Below are 18,459 nucleotides of genomic sequence, written 5' to 3'. Positions count from 1 at the left end.
ATGACCGCCCGGCCGTAGGTATTGACCCGCTTGGCGGTCTCCTTGTAGGCGAGCAGCAGACGCGCCAGCGGATGATCGACCTTTTTCAGGCTAGCGGCCCGGGTGTTGGGCAGGCTGATGCCGAAATCCTGGAACAGCTGCCGGACCTGCTGGTGCGAGAGCCAGTTGACCGCCCTGCCCTGACCGGCAAGCGTGCCGTCGAGCCGGTGTTTCAGGTCGGCCAAACGGGTTTCGTCGTCCAGCGTCCGCGCCAGCCAGCGCTCGGCGTCAAAGCCCATGCCCTGCATTTCCAGCCAGGCCAAGCCCTTGATGCAGCCGAACTCGATAGCCGCCGCCCGCTCCAGGCCGGCGGCTTTGAGTTCGCCCTGCAAGCCGGTGTACAGCGGCCACAGCACAGCTACATCGCGGGCCGCATAGGCGCGCTGGGCTTCGGACAGCTCGGCCTGTGTCCAGTCGCTGGCGCGGACCGTTTTGGGCAGGCTCAGATCGAGTTGGCGGGCCACCACGTCTTCCAGGCCATGCCCGGTGCGCAGTCCGGCCGTCAGCAGCTGGCTGGCCAGCATGGTGTCGAACAGGCGCTGCGGCCAGGGGAGTCCGGCGCTGACCAGGAACTTCAGGTCAAACTTGGCATTGTGGAAAATCCACACCCGGTCGTTCTCGAACAGCGGCGCCAGGGCTCGGGGCGGTAGGGTGGAGGCGTCAACCAGGTAGACCTGATCGGGCGTTGCCAGCTGGATCAGCCGCAGCGCGTCTTTTCGGCAGTCCAGGCCGCTTGTTTCGGTATCGCAGGCCAGGGCTGGCGCGGCGAGGAGCTGTGGCAGGAGGCGGGTGAGCTGGCTGAGGCCAGAGACGCAGGTATAGGCCGGCGTCGGATAAAGGGGACGCGGATCGCTGCTTGAGCGGTGGTCAGCGTCCTCCCTGAAGGCGTGGCGTGCCCTGGTCTGCTCGGCAAACTCTTCGGGGAACAGCACGCCCTGCTGCTGAGATGGCTCGACCGCCATCAGGCCGCCCGGACCTCCCCGCGCAGGTCGTCCCGCTCGCCCTTCAGAAAAGCGCTCATGCACTCGTAGGCGCGCGGGTCTTGCACAAAGAACAGGTGCCCGCCCTCGAACAGTTCGAGTTGGGCCGAGGCGATCTGGCCCAGCATGGCCTGCTGATTGCTGACCTGGGCAATGCCGTCGTAGCGACCGGCGGCGATCAACACCGGCATATGCAGCGACGGCAGTCGGTCGTAGGTATCGTGATCCTTGCGGGCCTCGATCTGGCGGCGGGCGCCCATGGCGTGGCCCGGCTCGTCAGCCCCGATACGCAGACCGGCCAGCATCTCATCGACCAGCGCCTGAAATTCGGCCGGATTGGCCGCCTGCCAGGCTGCATCACGGCGCATGTCAACCAGCTCCACCACCCGCTGCGCCCAGTCTTCGAGCCCCAGGCCGGCGAGTTCGTGCAGGGGATAGGACGCACCGCCCTGCCCGCCGCTGCTGGTACAGGCCAGGATCAGGCGTTCGACCCGCTGCCCGTAGCGGAGGGCAAACTCCTGGGCCACCATGCCGCCGAACGACACCCCCATCACCATGCAGCGCTCCCAGCCCAGCGCGTCGAGCAGGGCGTTGGCGTCGTCGGCATAGTCGGCCATGGTATACGGCACATCGGGTTTATCGGTCTGGCCCAGGCCGCGTTGGTCGTAGGCCAGCACCTCGCAGTGCTGGCTGAACGGGGCGTCAAAGGCGTTGGGCGAGCGCCGCAGGTCCCCGCCGGTACCGCTGATGAACAGCAGCCGCGGTCCGCTGCCCCGGGTTTCATAGTACATGTGCAGATCACGAACAGCGATGAATGGCATACGCGTCCCCCGTGTGGTTTCTCTTTCACTAGCACGGGGCGGTTTGTCGGCTCAAGCCGAAGACGGCTGTGAAGAGGAAACGCGTCAACCTGCGGAGGGACGACACCTTTCCTCTTTACAGACTCGGGGACCGGCTGCTAAGGAGGAAAAAAGGAGGACGAACCATGCTGCGTCCCAAAAAAGTCGGCCATGTGGTCTTAAAAGCGCGCGATCTGGACTGTCTCGAAGAGTTCTATACCCAGGTGTTGGGCTTCGAGGTCGTCACCCGCCTCACCCGTCCCAAGGGGGTGTTCTTCAGCCTGGGCGAGCAGCACCACGATCTGGCGGTGTTGGAAGTCCCGCCTGAGGCGACACCGGTGCACGACGCCCAGGTCGGCCTCCACCACGTCGCCCTGCAGGTCGAAGACTTCGGCACGCTCAAAGCCTTTTATCACGCCCTCAAGCAGCGCCGGGCCGAGATCACCGGCACCATCGACCACGGCATCACCAAGAGTGTGTATTTTCGGGATCCCGAGGGCAACCAGTTCGAGCTGTACTGTGACGAGGGCGAGGACGGGTTGGAACGCCTCAGACGGGGCGAAGCCGACGCCTTTACTCCGCTGAACCTCGACGCCTAAAAGGCCTGGTGACGGACAAAAATCGCCGCGTCCTGCTCGGCGAAAAACACCAGCCGGACCTCGCTGAGAGACGTGTCATCGGCCAGAAAGTCGGCAATGGCGTGCGAGGCCACCCCTGCGGCTTCCTCACGCGGATAGCCGTACACGCCGGTTGAGATGGCGGGAAAGGCGATGGAGCTGAGGCCGTGTTCGACGGCCAGGGCCAGCGCGTTGCGATAACACGCCGCCAGCAGGCCGGCCGCCCGCTCGCCCTCGGCGCTCTTGACCGGCCCGACCGTATGAATCACAAAGCGCGCCGCCAGACGGCCACCAGAGGTAATGACGGCCTGTCCGGTCGGCAGGCCGTCGGGGTAGGACACCCGTCGAATCTCCTGGCAGGCGGCCAGAATGTCGGGACCACCGGCCCGATGGATGGCGCCGTCCACCCCACCTCCGCCCAGCAGGCTGGCATTGGCGGCGTTCACAATCGCATCAACCCGCTGTTGGGTAATATCGCCGACCAGCACCCGAACCCGACCGCTTAAAAACGTCTGTTCGCCCATAGCCGTCCCCTCTGGCCTCCGTTGTACGCCCTCGGGTCGCAGGATCAAGCCGCGTTTCCCGGCGGACAGCTCTTTTGCTGTGCCCGCCGCGGAAAATTCCCATTTCCAAAGACGACAAGAGAGTGTTGTTGCAAGAGTTAGAGACGATGGGCATTTTAGAAAACGGGATTCGTAGTTAGAGGCTTAGTCACAATGTATCAAATGAGTGGAAAAGAAAGCTCTTTGGCTACCTTAGCCATTGAACGAGTAACGTTGGCTAAGGCAATAGCCTTCTCTTCTTTGTCTCGTATTTTGGACGCTACTCGTATCGCTGAGTATATTACTGGGTGCGCTTTCTTTGCTCTTCCGGCCTCAACATATGCCTGCGCTAACAAAGCAAGCGCTATGGCCCGTTCCGGTTTTTCGACGATACGCAGTACCCGTTCAGACGCATACGACAGCGAAGCATTCGTTTTTGCTTTATCACCGAGTATGTTTTGGACTTTGGCAATGCTCATAAAAAGAACTGCTTGGGAGCCTGAATCTGGTAGTCCACGAGCTAGCCCGATTGCTCGTGACAATGCTGTGCGAGCCTCGGACACCGCTCCTATTTTTGCATATGCCTCGGCAATTAGAATTATTGTGTCGGCCTGTGCGCTCTCCCTCGGATCGATCATTTCGGCAAAAACAAGCGCCTCATCCAGGGTGCTGATAGCGTTCGGAAAGTCCTGCATTCCAGCCCGCACGGTCAAAAGCAGCGCGAGCACTTCATCCCTCCTATTCTCATTGTCCACAGACGTGACATCAAAGTCTTCTAACACATTATCAAGAAGGGCCGCCGCTTTTTGCTTGTCGCCCATATCAGCGAGCACTTGGGCTATACCGCCTAAAATTAGAAGGGACTCTGGTGGCAAATCACCAGAAATGGGAGTATTGACTGAGAGCATCTGATCTACCAGGCTACGAGCCTCCGCTTTTCTTCCGAACATGTTGCTTGCTCTAGCTACACTGAGAAGAACGATAAGTTTGCGAGGGGCGTCAGCGACTGTCCGCCCAAGCTCAAGGAGCCGATCCATAGTCCTTTGCGCCTCTGCAAAATCGTTAGCAACGGCTTGTCCCTCCAAGACGGGCATAAGGATGGCCGCTTGCATAAACTCATCCTCTAGCGCTGGCTCTAACGCTTGTTCAACAGCTTGTGCAAAAGTATTTTTATACTGACTCTGCTTCCGAGCCTTCCAAAAGGCCGCCCACATAGCATCATCCCCTAAACGATCTAGGAATCAGTGACTTGTCGAAATCTAGGAATCAGTGACTTGTCGAAAAAACTAAGGCTATGAAGAGTGGGCGCAAGCCGCTCAAGAACGGCTGAACGAATTATCACCAGGCAATTCACACGAAAATTAAAGATGACAATGTTTGAACGGACACTACTTGGGATTGTAATTATTTCTTGGGTCGGAGCCTCGGTGACATATATCCCTACCCGTTCTCATAAACAGTCACCTTCCAGAGATTGCAGGATACAAAGATACGGGCGGCAGCCACCAGGGGTATCAATCCACCGGGACGGCTGCCTGGGCAAGCTCCCCATCTTCTCCGAACACAATTCGCCCGGCCGCATTCTGGGCCCGGATGCGGGCTTCCAGGCTAGCCGGCAGCTGGAAGCTGCGCGCCTCGGGAAACTTGTCCCGGTACAGATACGGGCGCAGAAAAAACTCATCGGGTGAACTGATCGCGGCCTGGGTCTTGAGCGGTTCGGGGAACCAGCCACGACGCATGAAGTCGGGACTGAAGAACACGTCCAGGTCTTTTTGAGACCAGGTTTTGACGCTCATCGCGTCATGGACGCTGTAGCCGTAGAAATCCTCTCGAACGTCCCACCACACGGCGATCAGGTTGTGATAGCCCCGGTCGCCCAGGTCTGGATTCATGATCGTGGCGACCCGCTCGTCAATGAACAGCAGCTCACCGTCGGGGCTGTGGACCTCGGTACGCAGGGGATAGAACAGGTGCTGGTCCAGCCAATAGATGACCCTGCCGGCGTAATAGTCGGGCAGCCAGTCGGCCTTGGGCCGGGCTTCGACCACATAGGTCGAGACACTGCCGTCAGGGTTGTAGTGGGCGTAGTCCTCGCCCATGAGCTTGAGATCTTTGGCCGCCACATCGGTAAACACGCCGCCCGGGGACGCCAGGGTGATGGTCTGGCGGGTGACCGGAAAGCGTATGGTTTCGTGCAGGACATCGGTGCCCAGCAAGCGCCAGTTGAACTCCCAGGCGTCGCGTCCGACCGAGTCGTCATAGGTCAGCGGCCAGCCGATCATTCTTTCCTCGCGCAGGGGTTGGGGGAAACGCCGGACGCGGCGCAGGGTCGGAGAATAGCCGAACAGGTCGGCCTTTTTGCGTTGCTCCTTATCGGTCCGGTAGCTGATGAACAGCAGCTGGTTGCCGTGATTCTCCGGCGGCATCAGATCCTGGGTGAGCCAGCGGGAGAACAGTTCGCCGGGCGGGGCGGTCAGATGGCCGAGCAGGCCTGCCGGCTCCCGGTAGTGAACCAGCACGATGACCTTGAGATTGGACAGATAGCCGCTGGGCGTCAGCACCCCGCCGTCTTCAATCTGGACACAGTTCCAGCGCGGCATATGCGGAAATTCCATGGAGCGGAAACCCATTTCCTCGGCCGTGTAGGGTGCCTCAAACGGATAAGCTTCGGCCGGCAGATACGGAATGGTCGCGTCCCGGGGGGTGTCGGTCGCAAAATCAATGGACGCCAACTCTTCTTCGGACAGCTCCGAGACGAGCCGCCAGGTTCTGTGTTCGTCTGGCAGGGATTCGGCGAACGCCGGGACGCTGGCGATGAGGAGCCCAAGTGCAAGCAGCAGGGCGAAACAGGAACGCACGGGACGAGGAAAGAGGAAACGTGTCAAGCTACGGAGGGACGACACGTTTTTTCTTTGGATAAGGCGAAGACGGCTAGACGACATGCTTGCTCCTGTGTTTGGGATTGTTCGGGCAGCCCACTGTACTGCGCCGGGTCTTGGCCAACAAGCCACGGCCTAATGACGCTCGATTGCCAGGTCTGGCACGATTTCGGCCTCCAGGCGGGAAAACACCGCCGGGCGGATCTTGATTTTTGTATCCCGGCCACCACCGCCCAGCACCACCCAGTCCAGCCCCATGACCCGCTCGTCCACGTACAGCGGCCACTCGGCCGGCAGCGAAAACGGCGTCACCCCACCGACCTGCATACCGGTGGCGGCGTGCATCTCCTCGGCGGTCGCAAATGAGGCTTTTGACACCCCCATCAGCTTGCGTACCCGTTTGTTCACGTCCAGCTGGGTATGGGCCAGCACCACACAGGCGGCAAACCGCTTGGGCTCTTTCTTGGAGGCGACAATAATCGTGTTGCCCGACTCGTGGAGGGCGTAGCCGTACTTCTGGCAGAACACGACCGTCTCGGCATCGGCCGGGTCGATGCGAATCAGCTCATAAGCTACGCCGAGCTGCTCCACCGCGCGGATCACGTCTTGATTTGGCATGAGGACTTCCGTTTCTCTCCGGATACAGCACTCAACCGCTCCATATATCAGCATCCCGAGTGGCAACGGAATACCTGGGTTGACCGGGCTTGGAGCAATGATACACCAAATCAATCTGAAGACCACGTTCTGGTGAGGAAGCGTACATAACGCCTCCCAAAGCAAACCGAGCGAGTCGAGGCACAAGCATGACATCCGATCAAGGCCGACAGTGGCGATATCCGGGCGCGCGCTGGTGGAAGTTCGACTTTCATACCCATACGCCAGCCTCCCGGGACTATGGCAAAGGAGGCGATCAAGCCTCCGTGAGGCAAATCACACCGAAGGACTGGCTGCTCGGCTTCATGCGTGCTGGCGTGGATTGTGTAGCGGTGACGGATCACAACTCGGGCGAGTGGATCGATCCGCTCAAACAGGCGCTCAACGAATTGGAACACGAGCGACATCCCGACTTTCGGTCCTTATACCTGTTCCCGGGTGTGGAAGTCACCGCCAATGGCGGTATCCACATCCTTGCCGTACTCGACACCGACACCAGCTCGGACGACGTCACAAGGCTGCTCGGGGCTGTCGGGTATCGCGGGAGCCGGGGCGCGAGTGACAGCGCGGTGGACGCCGCGCCCATCAGGGTCGTGGAAGCGATCAGCAGAGCCGGCGCTCTCCCCATTCTCGCCCATGCGGATGGCCCGTCGGGCGCCTGGAAACTGGCAGGCAACACACTAGCGCCCTTGCTCGACTTCGCCGGCCTGTTCGCAATGGAAGTCTGCGATCCACACGCCGGGGAACCTGAGCTGTACCGTCGTCGCAAGCTCAGTTGGACGAAGGTTCTCGGCTCAGACTCCCATCACTCCGCCAGCCAGACTGGATGTCATTCCCCCGGCTCACACTACACCTGGGTCAAGATGGCGAGCCCATCGCTTGAAGGACTGCGGCTGGCATTGTTGGACGGCGGAGGCTTTTCAATCCGGCGCAGCGACGAACCAGCCCCCTTCGACCCCTTCGCGCTGCCAAAGTATTACATCGAAGCCATCGAGGTTGAGGACGCGCGGTACATGGGACACGGTGGACCGGTCAGGCTCGAGTTCAGCCCGTGGCTCAACGCCCTGGTCGGTGGACGTGGTACGGGCAAGTCGACAGTCATCCATGCCTTGAGGCTTGCGGCAAGGCGTGAACATGAATTGCAACTGTTAGAAGAGCGCAGCGGACCCCGCTTGACCTTTGAACGATTCAATCGGGTGCCCTCGAAGCGCATGGACGAGGGCGGTTTGACAGGCTCGACCAAGCTCGGCTGGACCGTGATGCGTGACGGCGTCCGGTATCGGGTACGACGGAAGGGTGATGACACGAGCGTGGAGGAAGAAGCCGGGGGCAACTGGCAGCCCTCATCGGCTCAGACCGTGACGCCGGCACGATTTCCGATTCGCATGTTCAGCCAGGGGCAGATAGCCGAACTGGCCGGCGAGAACCAGCAGGCGTTGTTGCAGGTGATTGACGAGGCGGCTGGCGTAGCCGCACTCCAAAAAGACCTGAACGGTGCCAAAGACGCATTTTATGCCTTGCGAGCACGTATTCGGGAACTTGAAGGCAGGTTGGCCGACCGGGACGCCCTCATCGTCGAGCACGAGGACGTAGAGCGAAAACTGAAGCGCTTCGAGGAAGCGGGGCATACCGCAGTCCTGACAAGCTACCGACGCCGAGGCCGTCAGCGTAGAGAAACGGAGCGGCAGTTCGATGTCGCCGCGGAGGCTGCTGGGCGTCTTGAGGCGGTAGCCGCAGAGTTGCAATCCGAAGACCTGCCCGACGAGCTGTTCGTCACGGACTCAGCCGAAGATCGCGAGGTCACTGCGATCATAGACACACTGGCCGCCGCCGTGCGCATGGCGGCTGACGATGTGCACGCCACCGCGCAAGGTCTGCGCGGCGTGGTCAAGACCCAGCGCGAAGCAGTGACAAGCAGCGCGTGGCAACAAGCCGTGGGCCGGGCGGATACCAACTACGATAGGTTGATCGAAATGCTGCGCGAAGAGGGCGTCACCGATCCGAGCGAATACAGCCGCTTAGTGCAGGATCGGCAGCGGATCGACACTGAATTGGCACGTCTGGATTCGCTGCGGGAAGAACGCGACAGACTGGTAGGGGAGTCACAAACGGGACTCCGCAGAGTCTTGGAGGCTCGTCGCGCTGTCAGTGACGCTCGCGACCATTTTCTCACCGAGGCGCTGGCTGACAACAACTTTGTCCGCATTCAGAGCCGGACCTACGGTGACGACCTCCGAGTCCTTGAACGTTCCTTACGGGAGGTGTTGAACGTTCTCGACGACCGGTTCCAGGACGATATCCTGGCCATGGAGGACGATCAGCCAAGCAGGGGGAGCGTAGCGCAACTGCTCGCGGACTTGCCGGAGGACTCGGCGGAACGACGTGTCGTGCTCGAAGCCCGGCTGAAGAGCCTCAAGGATCGCATTGAAGCCACCTGCTGTGGTACAGGCAGCTTCGGCGGACATTTTAACAACTATCTCAAGCGCCAATTTGATCGGACGCCTGAGTTGCTCGATAAAGTGCTGGCATGGTTCCCGGAAGACAGGCGACGGCACGGATTTTCAACCTATTGCCCAGGCATCCGCCGGGCAGCGAGCAGCAGCAATGCTGGCCTTCTTGCTCGCGCATGGCGACGAGCCGCTGGTGCTGGACCAGCCGGAAGACGACCTGGACAATCACCTGATCTACGACCTTGTCGTAAGGCAAATTCGGGAAAACAAACTCCGACGGCAGATTATCGTTGTAACCCATAACCCGAACGTGGTGGTGAACGGCGATGCAGAGATGTTACACGTTCTCGACTTTCGGGGTGGGCAATGCACTGTAGTGCGGTCAGGCTCTCTGCAGGAGGAAGCCATACGGGAAGAAGTCTGCCGGGTGATGGAAGGCGGACGCGAGGCGTTTGAACGCCGCTATCGGCGGCTCGGACCGGAGCCGGTTCATGTTTGATAGCCAGAAAGAATTGCTCGACAAAATCCGGCTGGGCGAAAGCACGTTTTGGAGTTCGCGGAACTCCTGCTGACGATCTACGCGGCTGGGCAGTGACGCGTTTATGCAGTGCCCTTCAACACAATAGCCGGTCGATTTAATCGGCGGCGGCGACCGGTTGGCGACCGGCCTGTCGCAGGGCGGCGGTCTCGTCCCAGTTGATGCGCAGCGGGTCGGCATCAATGACCACGCCGTACTGCTGGCGGGCACCGGCAATGCTGACCTTCTCATCCACGACATCGGCAAAGACCCGCTCCGGCTCACGGGTCCAGGGGTCGCCGTGGCCGCCCGAGCCGCTGACCAGGTGGTGGAGTCGGTCGCCAGCCTTGACCTCCATATGCAGATGGGTCTGGCGCGGCAGCTGGGCGTTTTCGGCGTGAGCATTCCAGGTGTTTTGCGACAAGCCCCCGGGTCGGCCGCCGTTCAGTCCCTCGGAAGGCCGACTCAGCCGGTTGGTACGGATCATGATCTTGCCCGGCTGGAGAAAACGCCACTGCCGGAAGACCGACAGCGAGCCGCGGTATTTGCCGGCCCCACCCGTATCGGCCCGATAGCCAAAGCCCTCGACCACCAGCGGGTACTCGCGTTCGAGCAGTTCGGCCGGCGTGGTGCCGTACGAGCCAAAGGTCATGGGCGTCACCCCGTCGATACCGTCCTTCATCGGGCGGCCGCCCCAGCCGCCGAAGAATCCGTCCAGCATGGCAAACGGCGTGCCGTCGGCCTTGGTTCCGGCAAAGTGCAGGATGTCGCCGCCCTCGCCGGCGATGGGCACCCGGTCGGGCAAGGCTTTGGCCAGCGCCCGAAAAACAAGGTCAAACAGGCTGAATGACAACGGCGCGCGGCCGCCGACCGCAGCCGGATAGCTGGGGTTGACCAGACAGCCGTCGGGCACCAGGATGTCAATCGGCCGCGTAAAGCCGACGTTGAGCAGCACGTCGGGCTGGACGATGACCTTGATGGCGGCATAGACCATGGCCTTGGTCATGCTGAGCGGCAGGTTGATGGCGCCCCGGGCCTGCAGCGCGGTGCCGCTGAAATCGGCCGTCAGCCTGTCACCGCTGACCCGCAAAGCGACGTTCAGCTTGAGTTCCACCCCTTCGGTGCCAAAGCCGTCGTCCTCAAAAAAGTCGTGGTGCGCATACACGCCGTCAGGGATGGCCCGGATGGCGGCCCGGGTCTCGCGCTCGGCATAGTCCATCAGATAGTCGCAGCTGGCGCTGAAGGTCTCCACGCCGTACTTTTCCAGCATGCGCACAATCTCTTGCTCACCGCGCCAGCAGCCGGCAATCTTGGCCTCGGCATCGCCCAGCCACTCGTCCGGGGTGCGGACGTTGGCCAGGATGGTGTCCAGCAAGCCCTCGTTGCGCCGGCCCTCGGCGTACAGCTTGACAATGGGCAGCCGCAAGCCCTCTTCAAAGGTTTCGGTACACTGGCTGCTGAAGCCGCCGGCAAAGCGGCCGCCGATGTCGGTGTGGTGGGAGTAGGCGATGGTGTAGGCCAGGATATCCCCCTGCCAGAAGATCGGGGCGACGATTGCCACATCGGGCATGTGGCCCATGCCGGCGTAGGGGTCGTTGACGAGCAGGATATCGCCGGGTTTGAGGCGGCCGTGCCATTTGGCGCGCACGCAGTCCATGACCTCCATGAAAATGGCGAGCTGAAACGGCGCGGCATAACCGGGACCGATCAGACGGCCCTGACCGTCGCAGATGGCGGCGGCAAAATCACCGATTTTGACCATGGCCGAGCGGCCGGTTTTGCTGACCGCAATGGCCATCTCTTCGGTGACTGCGGCCAGCTCGTGTTTCATCACCTCAACCAGAATGGGATCAAAGCTGCGTGCCATGCCTGTAAAGGGGAAACGTGTCAAGCTTTTCATACGCAGGGACGACACGTCTCCTCTTTTCCTCCCTTTGTCGTGCGGTTATCGAGGGTGGGGCACCCCCACCCTCTTTAGCTAGGCTCCCTGCTCGTAGCTGCGCAGCATCTTGCCCGGCAGCGCTCCGGTGCAGGTCTGGCCCTCAAACGTCACGCTGCCATTCACCAGGGTGTAATGGTAGCCGGTCGCCTTCTGGACCCGCCGCCAGTCATTGTTGGGCAGGTCGGTGACCGTCTCCATGGGCTGCACGGCCAGTTTTTCCAGGTCGTAGACCACGATGTCGGCCGGCATGCCCTCGCGCAGCCAGCCCCGATCCCGGATCCCGATCGCCCAGCCCAGCATGGTTGACAGCCGCCAGTGAGCCTCCTCCAGGGTCATCAGTCCCTTGTCGCGCACCCAGTGGGCCAGAAAGTGGGTCGGGTAGCGGCCCGAGGTCAGGAACTTGGTATGCGCCCCACCGTCCGAGGCGCCGATCAGGCACAGGGGGTGCTTGATGATCTGGCCGACGGCCTCGTCGTTATCGTTGAGCAGGCTGGGCATCGAGAACTCGGTCTTGAAGTCTTCCTCGATGGCCAGGTCGAGCATGGCATCGACCGGATGCTTGCCCTGTTCGGTGGCAATATCGGAGATACTGCGGCCCTGGAGATGGGTATTCTTGTCCAGGTGGACATCGTCCACAAAGGTCTGGTCCCACTGAAACATCGACACCTGGGCGGCTTCGCCGTCATCGCGGTCGCGGCGGCGTGGCCGGCCCATCACCCCGCCCTCCATGTCTTTTTTCAGGGCCGGACGCCGGGCCGGGTCCGACAGCTTGGCCTTGCGCTCTTCAAGCGAACCGACCGTGGCCTCGTTCCAGGCCGGCAGCTGGTCAAACAGGCCCATCGTTTCCAGGGTGAACTCAAACTCGACCGGCAGACAGATATCGACCGGCAGGACGACCGCCTCGCGATAGGCTTTTTCGGTCCAGTCGAGCTGGCGACGCCAGTTGGTCGGGTTGGTCGGGTCATACACGATGGCGTTCCAGTTGAGCGGCCGACCGCTGGTCTTGGCCAGCTCAATCAGGAAATCGAGCTTGAGGCCCTGCAGCGCTCGGCCCATGGTCCACTCGATTGAGCCACGGTTATAGTCGCGCAGCACCGCCGCCATTTCCAGATATTCTTCACGCGGCGCGACCTGGGTCGGCAGATAGCCGCCGTCGTAGTCACGGTTGGCCATGCTGAAGGTGGCCGAGAAGCCAAAACCGCCAGCCTCCAGGGCCTCGCGCAGCAGGTTCTTCATCTGGGCGACTTCTTCGGGTTTGGCCTGATAGTTGGGGTCACGGGCGGCTTCGTTGCCCATCACCCAGGCGCGTAGCGGGGAGTACGGCACCAGCGAGGCCGCATTCACGCCCAGGCCGTGATTATCCAGGCTGTCCAGAAATTCCGGGAAGGTCACCCAATCCCAGCGCATCCCGGTCTGCATGATCGACAGCGGAATCGTCTCGGTCCGCTCCATGCGCAGCATCGCCCGTTCGCGGTCCTCGGGCCGGACCGGGGCAAAGCCAAAGCCGCAGTTGCCGATGGCGACAGTCGTCACCCCGTGCCAGCCCGACAGCGTGGCATATGGGTCCCAGCCGCTCAGCGCGGCGTCGTAATGGGTGTGAATGTCCATGAAACCGGGCGCGACGATCAGGCCGGTGGCGTCAATGACGCGGCTGGCATCACCGCCGACATTACCCATGGCGGCAATCTTGCCCCCCCGGATACCGATATCCCCCCGGTAGGCCGGCATGCGCAAGCCATCGACGATCGTGCCGTTTTTAATCAATACATCATAGTCGGCCATAACAGCCCTCCTTTTGTGGTGGTGATTCCCTGAGTTCCCCTGTCCATCCGGTGACCGAGCCGGGCCCGGCAGACTCGGCTCGGCCCAAGTATAGAGGCAAACCGAAAGGCGAGTAAAGAGAACAACCGACTTTTCGGTGCCCGGAACGAGCTACGACCGAGGTCCGATTCGTTGAGACCGGGCGTCTCAGCCTGCTGCTTCATCATCGGGCTGATAGAGTGTCAGCGGGATACTGAAGGGTAACTGGACGGGCTCTGCGGTGCTCCCCCTCACCCTGGCCCTCTCCCTCCAGGGGAGAGGGAATTAAAGACCGCAAGAGCAGTCAGCACAGGACGCCTAGGACTTCTTACTGCTCACATCTACCCCTGAGCGCTGCACGATATCGTGGACGATAGCCATGATGTCGTCCTGGCCATGCCCGGCGTCACGGAAGCGGGTCAGCGCCTGTTCGACGAGCGGGCCGACCTCGGCCGGCACCCCGCACTCCTTGGCCAGCTCGACCGCCAGATGCACGTCCTTGGTGGCCAAGGCGGTGGCGAAGCCCAGCCCGGTCTCGCCTCGCAGAAAGGCCGGCATGGCAAATTCGTTGATCGTGCTGTTGCCCGAGCCGGTCTTGATGGCGTCAACCAGCAGCTGGGGATCAACCCCGGCCTTGGCGCCGATCGCCAACCCTTCGGCCGCGCCCATGAAGTTCACAAAGGCCATCATGTTGTTGACCAGCTTGGTCACGTTGCCGCAGCCGACCGCACCCATGTGAAACACATTGCTGCCAATCGCGCTCAGCAGCGGCTGAAAGCGCTCGAACTCGGCCTGTGTGGCGCCGACAAACACGGTCAGGCTGGCGTCCCGGGCGCGCGGCACGCCGCCGGTGACCGGAGCGTCGAGCACCTGAAAGCCGCGCGCATTCCTCTGATGACCGCCGGCGAGTTGGTGCTCATGTCGATATAGGCTGCTCCCTCGGCGAGTCCGGCAAACACGCCGTCGTCGGCCAGGACGACCGCCTCGACCTCGGGCGGGCCGGGCAGCGAGGACAAGACGACCTCGGACGCGGCGGCCACCGCCCGGGGACTGTCGGCCCACACCGCGCCGAGGTCTTCGAGCGGGCCGGCGGCCTCACGGCGCACATCGTACACGTGTAGAGCGTGGCCGGCCCGGCGCACATTGGCCGCCATCGGGTTGCCCATGTTTCCTAAACCGATGAATCCGACTTTCATACACGTTCCCTCAGGCGAGTTCCTGGCGCAGCGCGGGCAGGACTTCCTTGCCCATCAGCTCGATACTGCGCATGGTCAGATCGTGGGGCAGACCGCCGTACTGAGCCTCGAAGAGCATATGGCCGATACCCAGACGCTGGATGATCTCCTTGAGCCGTTGGGTCACCTGCTTGGGCGTGCCGACCACAAAACCGCCGGCCTCCTGGAGATCGTCAATCGTCATCTTAAAAACGGGCTTGTGTTTCTTGGCGCCCGAGCCCTCGGACAGAATCGAGGTCGTGCCGCGTGAGGTCATGCCAACCGGCATATAGTAGTGCATCGGGCCCTTGAGCGAGGTCTGCGTCCGCCACAGATAGTGTTCGTAGGACTTGCGCGCCTCGGCCTCGGTATCGGCCACAAACAGGCCGGTCATATAGCCGAGGTTGTCCGGGGTGGCGGTATAGCCGCTGTGCTCGGCCGTTTCCCGGTACAGGTCGAACCACTGCTCGGCCATGTCCATGGGCGCCAGGAAGGAGACATACGGATAGCCGTGCTGGGCGGCCCATTTGATCGACGCTGTGCTGCCGATACCGGGCACCCAGATCGGCGGGTGCGGTTCCTGGAGCGGAAAGCACCACGGGTTCACATACCGAAACTGAAAGTGTTTGCCCTCCCAGCGGAAGGGGCCGGGCTGGGTCCAGATTTTCAGAATCAGATCGTGCGACTCCTGGTAGCGTTCGCGGTTCAGGCCGGGGTCAATGTTCATCGAAAACTGTTCAATGCCGATGCCGCGCACAAAACCCGAGATCACCCGCCCGCCGGACATCAGGTCGAGCATGGCGACCTCTTCGGCCAGGCGGACCGGATTGTCCCACAGGGCGATCACGTTGCCGAGCAGCAGGATCTTGCACGCCTGGGTGCGCTGGATCAGGGCCGCGGCGCTGATATTGGCCGCGTAGTGCATACAGGTCGGCGTGTTATGGTGCTCGTTGACCATCAGCCCGTCAAAGCCGACGGTCTCGGCATAGGCGTACTCGTCAATATAGCGCCGGAGCAGATCCGAACCCTTTTGACGGTCGAAATACTTGTTGGGATAGGTCAGCCGAATGGACGGGTATTGATCCAGCTCGGGCGTGTCCGGATACGGCATTTCACTGAAGTAGTAATAGTCGACCATGGAGTTCCCCTCCTTCACTGTGAGCCACGGGCCAGAAATGCTTCTAGCACAGCCACAAACTCGGCCGGCCGCTCAAACTGCGGCGAATGGCCGCAGCGCTCAATCACTTTCAGCTCCGAGCCTGCAATGGCCCGCTGATACGCCTCGCCATGGGCGAGCGGGACAAGGCCGTCGTGCTTGCCCCACACCACCAGGGTCGGCGCCTTGATCCGGCGCAGCCGGTGAATCAGCTTGGGGTTGTGCATATACGGCTTCCAGCCCACCAGCTGGGCCATCAGCTGGCTGTTGTCGCGCAGGATCATCTGTTCCGGGCTGGGCTTGGCGGGAAAGAGGCGCTCCCGCTCGGCCACCTGGCCCAGATCGTAGAAAGCCAGCGCGGCCAGCTCCTGGGGGGTCAGCAGGAAAATATCGGCGACTTCGGCGCCCTCGACCTGGAGCCCGACCGCATTGACCAGGCTCAGCCGCGACACTCGCTCGGGGCAGCTGGCGGCCAGTTCGGCGGCCAGCCAGCCGCCCATTGAGAAGCCGACCACGGGCACCTGTTGCCAGCCGTAGTGATCGAGAAAATCGGCGTAAAAATCGACCAGATCGGGCATCGAGTCGAGCCACGGAGGACGGATCGAGCCGCCAAAACCCGGATGGGTCGGCACGTATAGCTCGTAGTGCTGAGCCAGCATGTCGTGGTACTGGAGCCAGCCGGGGTTGCCGCCGGCGCCGTGCAGCAGCAGCAGCGGCCTGCCCTGCCCGCCCCGCAGCACCTGGACCCGGGCGCCGATCAGCTCAACAAATTCTTCGCCGTGTTCCGCCATGCTTCCTCCTCTTATAAGTGCTGGGCGTACCAGGCCCTGATGTGCGGCAGGCTCTGTTCCAGGCCCGGACCGGTCAGAATATCGCTGTGACCGAGGCCGGGCAGGATGACGATCTTTTTGGGCTCGCCGGCCTTGGCGTACATGGACTGGGACTCTTCCATTGACACCCGCTCATCGGCATCGCCGTGCAGCCACAGCATCGCCCGGGGGGCAATATCGGCCACCACCGACTCCGGCTTGTAGGCGATCATCGGCAAGCCCGAGGACAGGCTGATTTCCCGGCTCCACTGCGGGTACTGGTCCAGGATCTGACCGAACAGCGCGGTCGTGCTGCCCGGTTCGGGCACAATCTCGTTGGCCTGCACGTATTCCAGCTCCCCGCTGAGAACACGCCGCGCCCGGTCAGCCTCCAGGCGTTGCAGCAAGGCCCGCCACTCCCAGAAGTGGCAGGCGTCTCGAATCCAGCGCCCGCAGTCGCCAATGCCGCACACACTGATCGTCGCTTTGACCCGTTCTTCAACGCCGGCCGCGTAGCTCACATTGGCTCCGCCCAGACTGACCCCAAACAAGCCCAGCCGCTCGGGATCGACCTCGGGCTGCTGCTGCAGAAAGGTCACCGCATTACGGATATCTTCTATCTGACGCAGCGGAATGATCTGGCGCCGGGGTTCGCCACCGCTGGCGCCCAGGAAGCGGTAGTCAAAGGTCAGCACCACATAGCCCAGGCCAACCAGGCGCCGGGCAATCTCGGGCAGCATGACCTCTTTGACTGCGGTGAAACCGTGGCACATGACAATCCCGGGCCGGGTCTGGCCGGCGCTCAGATCGTCCGGTACGAACAGCACGCCGGCCATCGGGATGTTTTCGCTGTAGAACTGTACGGGTTTTTCCATCAGCTCTCCCCTTCTTCGGTCGATTGGCCGTTCTGCTCCGCCCCCTGCCCCTCTTCGGCCTGCGGCCCGGCTTCGGGCGTTGCGTCCAGACCGGGCTCCTCGTTGAGACTCCACTCTTCTTCATCGCGGATGCGACTTGACGGCGGGGCGAGCTGGTAGACCGCTTCGGTGAGGTTCATCACATGGCGCGTGTTGGTGCCCAGGTCGCCCTTGCCGACCCGGGACGAGGAGTGGATGTACAGGGCGCTGCCACTGGGCCGGGCGGCATAGACACGAATAAAGACATCGTCCTGAAAACCGAACAGCTTGGTGGTGACGACGGCTCTGACCGCATGCGTCTGGGGATTGGTCTCCGTCACCTCCCAGCCCAGGGCTTCGGCGGCCCGCCGGGCCACATCGCTCAACAGCGCCGGCGGTGCCTGATAGCGGATCATGCGCAGCTCGGGAAAGGCCGAGTCTTGGGTGGTCTGGGCGACGTTGGTGTTCAGATAGGTCAGTGCCCGGGTCAGCAGACCCGGCGGGTCGGTCATCGGCAGACCGTTGCTGATGATCGTCGCCGCAGCCAGCCCGGCCCCAATAAAGACAACGAAAAAGACAACCTGCAGTGCGCCTTTGATAAATTCCATAGGCTCTCTCCGTTGGCTCCGAGACGGAAATGGACGCTCAGTCCAGCAGTAGCGCCTTCAAGGTCCCCCAGTCGGTTGCCGGCGGCGAACAGGTAAAATTGTGACACACATACGCGGTCAGCTGGCCGTCGACCTGCACCTTGCCGGCCAGGGCTGCCGGTCCTTTTCCGTCGGCCAGGCTTTGCGGGTCCAGACACACGACCGTCTTATTGGGCAGATACAGCCCGTTGATGCGAGCCAGGAGCTGGCGCGTCTCCGGCGCGCTGGCGTCTCCGACCAGCACAATCTGTTTGGGACGCTGGAGATAGAAATCCAGCGCGCCGAGCAGCTGGCTGAACCCGAACGGACTGCGCTCCATGTCGTCGTAAAACAGGCCCAGGGTCTGCTCAGCCTTGTCGAGGTAGTCTTGGCCTTCGGTCAGAGAGAAGAGACGCAGCAGGGCCAGCGTGGCCAGCGAGTTGCCGGACGGGATGGAGCCGTCGAAGGCCGACTTGGAGCGGCTGATCAGGCGCTCGTG

General features: G+C 62.0%; 17 protein-coding genes. 2 read left to right on the top strand and 15 right to left on the bottom strand.

Annotated features, from left to right (window positions below):
• The coding region (locus J4F42_21130) for a ribonuclease D (protein MCE2488026.1) at positions 1 to 1,001 on the bottom strand (1,001 nt) is incomplete at its 3' end.
• Positions 1,001 to 1,840: an alpha/beta fold hydrolase gene (locus tag J4F42_21125; GenBank protein MCE2488025.1), complete on the bottom strand. Its 840-nt coding sequence runs from the start codon at positions 1,838 to 1,840 to the stop codon at positions 1,001 to 1,003. The genes J4F42_21125 and J4F42_21130, both read right to left, overlap by 1 nt.
• Before the next feature lie 164 nt (positions 1,841 to 2,004).
• Here J4F42_21125 and J4F42_21120 point away from each other — a divergent pair, with 164 nt between their 5' ends.
• On the top strand, positions 2,005 to 2,457 hold the full coding sequence (locus J4F42_21120; GenBank protein ID MCE2488024.1) for a VOC family protein: 453 nt from the start codon (positions 2,005 to 2,007) through the stop codon (positions 2,455 to 2,457).
• Here J4F42_21120 and J4F42_21115 read toward each other — a convergent pair.
• From J4F42_21115 to J4F42_21100, 4 genes are all read right to left on the bottom strand, one after another.
• Complete coding sequence (locus J4F42_21115; GenBank protein MCE2488023.1) at positions 2,454 to 2,999, bottom strand: O-acetyl-ADP-ribose deacetylase; 546 nt, start codon at positions 2,997 to 2,999, stop codon at positions 2,454 to 2,456. The two genes, J4F42_21120 and J4F42_21115, sit on opposite strands and share 4 nt — an antisense overlap.
• A gap of 197 nt (positions 3,000 to 3,196) precedes the next feature.
• Complete coding sequence (locus J4F42_21110) at positions 3,197 to 4,231, bottom strand: hypothetical protein (GenBank protein ID MCE2488022.1); 1,035 nt, start codon at positions 4,229 to 4,231, stop codon at positions 3,197 to 3,199.
• 300 nt (positions 4,232 to 4,531) lie between these two features.
• On the bottom strand, positions 4,532 to 5,749 hold the full coding sequence (locus J4F42_21105; GenBank protein ID MCE2488021.1) for a DUF1329 domain-containing protein: 1,218 nt from the start codon (positions 5,747 to 5,749) through the stop codon (positions 4,532 to 4,534).
• A 282-nt stretch (positions 5,750 to 6,031) separates the two neighbouring features.
• Positions 6,032 to 6,514, bottom strand: coding sequence for a hypothetical protein (locus tag J4F42_21100; GenBank protein MCE2488020.1), 483 nt, complete (start codon positions 6,512 to 6,514; stop codon positions 6,032 to 6,034).
• Positions 6,515 to 9,043: 2,529 nt separating this feature from the next.
• Between J4F42_21100 and J4F42_21095 the strand changes: the two genes are divergently transcribed.
• Positions 9,044 to 9,502 (top strand): ATP-binding protein, encoded by a 459-nt coding sequence (locus J4F42_21095; GenBank protein ID MCE2488019.1) that lies wholly within the window; start codon positions 9,044 to 9,046, stop codon positions 9,500 to 9,502.
• A gap of 136 nt (positions 9,503 to 9,638) precedes the next feature.
• On the opposite strand, the gene J4F42_21090 is transcribed toward J4F42_21095, so the two are convergent.
• From J4F42_21090 to J4F42_21050, 9 genes are all read right to left on the bottom strand, one after another.
• A complete protein-coding gene (locus tag J4F42_21090) occupies positions 9,639 to 11,387 on the bottom strand; it encodes a hydantoinase B/oxoprolinase family protein (GenBank protein ID MCE2488018.1) in 1,749 nt (582 codons plus the stop codon).
• 111 nt (positions 11,388 to 11,498) lie between these two features.
• The gene (locus J4F42_21085) at positions 11,499 to 13,244 is read right to left on the bottom strand and encodes an amidohydrolase family protein (protein MCE2488017.1); all 1,746 of its coding nucleotides are present in this window, start codon (positions 13,242 to 13,244) and stop codon (positions 11,499 to 11,501) included.
• 336 nt (positions 13,245 to 13,580) lie between these two features.
• Positions 13,581 to 14,132, bottom strand: a complete 552-nt coding sequence (locus J4F42_21080; GenBank protein MCE2488016.1) for an NAD(P)-dependent oxidoreductase — start codon at positions 14,130 to 14,132, stop codon at positions 13,581 to 13,583.
• The gene (locus tag J4F42_21075; GenBank protein ID MCE2488015.1) at positions 14,078 to 14,458 is read right to left on the bottom strand and encodes an NAD(P)-dependent oxidoreductase; all 381 of its coding nucleotides are present in this window, start codon (positions 14,456 to 14,458) and stop codon (positions 14,078 to 14,080) included. The genes J4F42_21080 and J4F42_21075 overlap by 55 nt, the downstream gene beginning before the upstream one ends.
• A gap of 10 nt (positions 14,459 to 14,468) precedes the next feature.
• Positions 14,469 to 15,614: an LLM class flavin-dependent oxidoreductase gene (locus tag J4F42_21070; protein ID MCE2488014.1), complete on the bottom strand. Its 1,146-nt coding sequence runs from the start codon at positions 15,612 to 15,614 to the stop codon at positions 14,469 to 14,471.
• 14 nt (positions 15,615 to 15,628) lie between these two features.
• Positions 15,629 to 16,423 carry an alpha/beta hydrolase gene (locus J4F42_21065; GenBank protein MCE2488013.1) on the bottom strand — a complete coding sequence of 265 codons (795 nt, stop codon included), beginning with the start codon at positions 16,421 to 16,423 and terminating at the stop codon, positions 15,629 to 15,631.
• Positions 16,424 to 16,434: 11 nt separating this feature from the next.
• On the bottom strand, positions 16,435 to 17,316 hold the full coding sequence (locus tag J4F42_21060) for an alpha/beta hydrolase (protein ID MCE2488012.1): 882 nt from the start codon (positions 17,314 to 17,316) through the stop codon (positions 16,435 to 16,437).
• A complete protein-coding gene (locus tag J4F42_21055; GenBank protein MCE2488011.1) occupies positions 17,316 to 17,942 on the bottom strand; it encodes a DUF1499 domain-containing protein in 627 nt (208 codons plus the stop codon). The genes J4F42_21060 and J4F42_21055 overlap by 1 nt, the downstream gene beginning before the upstream one ends.
• Before the next feature lie 37 nt (positions 17,943 to 17,979).
• Positions 17,980 to 18,459: thioredoxin domain-containing protein (locus tag J4F42_21050; GenBank protein ID MCE2488010.1), on the bottom strand; the 480-nt coding region annotated here is incomplete at its 5' end.

It is taken from the genome of Desulfurellaceae bacterium (assembly GCA_021296095.1).
Classification (GTDB): Bacteria; Desulfobacterota; Binatia; order Bin18; family Bin18; genus JAAXHF01.
This window is presented reverse-complemented; position numbering and strand designations above follow the sequence as displayed.

What these genes read in the sequence shown, in the direction of transcription:
- J4F42_21125 (MCE2488025.1), bottom strand. Translation starts at nt 1,840, where the DNA reads ATGCCATTCATCGCTGTTCGTGATCTGCACATGTACTATGAAACCCGG.
- J4F42_21120 (MCE2488024.1), top strand. Translation starts at nt 2,005, where the DNA reads ATGCTGCGTCCCAAAAAAGTCGGCCATGTGGTCTTAAAAGCGCGCGAT.
- J4F42_21115 (MCE2488023.1), bottom strand. Translation starts at nt 2,999, where the DNA reads ATGGGCGAACAGACGTTTTTAAGCGGTCGGGTTCGGGTGCTGGTCGGC.
- J4F42_21110 (MCE2488022.1), bottom strand. Translation starts at nt 4,231, where the DNA reads ATGTGGGCGGCCTTTTGGAAGGCTCGGAAGCAGAGTCAGTATAAAAAT.
- J4F42_21100 (MCE2488020.1), bottom strand. Translation starts at nt 6,514, where the DNA reads ATGCCAAATCAAGACGTGATCCGCGCGGTGGAGCAGCTCGGCGTAGCT.
- J4F42_21090 (MCE2488018.1), bottom strand. Translation starts at nt 11,387, where the DNA reads ATGGCACGCAGCTTTGATCCCATTCTGGTTGAGGTGATGAAACACGAG.
- J4F42_21085 (MCE2488017.1), bottom strand. Translation starts at nt 13,244, where the DNA reads ATGGCCGACTATGATGTATTGATTAAAAACGGCACGATCGTCGATGGC.
- J4F42_21075 (MCE2488015.1), bottom strand. Translation starts at nt 14,458, where the DNA reads ATGAAAGTCGGATTCATCGGTTTAGGAAACATGGGCAACCCGATGGCG.
- J4F42_21070 (MCE2488014.1), bottom strand. Translation starts at nt 15,614, where the DNA reads ATGGTCGACTATTACTACTTCAGTGAAATGCCGTATCCGGACACGCCC.
- J4F42_21065 (MCE2488013.1), bottom strand. Translation starts at nt 16,423, where the DNA reads ATGGCGGAACACGGCGAAGAATTTGTTGAGCTGATCGGCGCCCGGGTC.
- J4F42_21060 (MCE2488012.1), bottom strand. Translation starts at nt 17,316, where the DNA reads ATGGAAAAACCCGTACAGTTCTACAGCGAAAACATCCCGATGGCCGGC.
- J4F42_21055 (MCE2488011.1), bottom strand. Translation starts at nt 17,942, where the DNA reads ATGGAATTTATCAAAGGCGCACTGCAGGTTGTCTTTTTCGTTGTCTTT.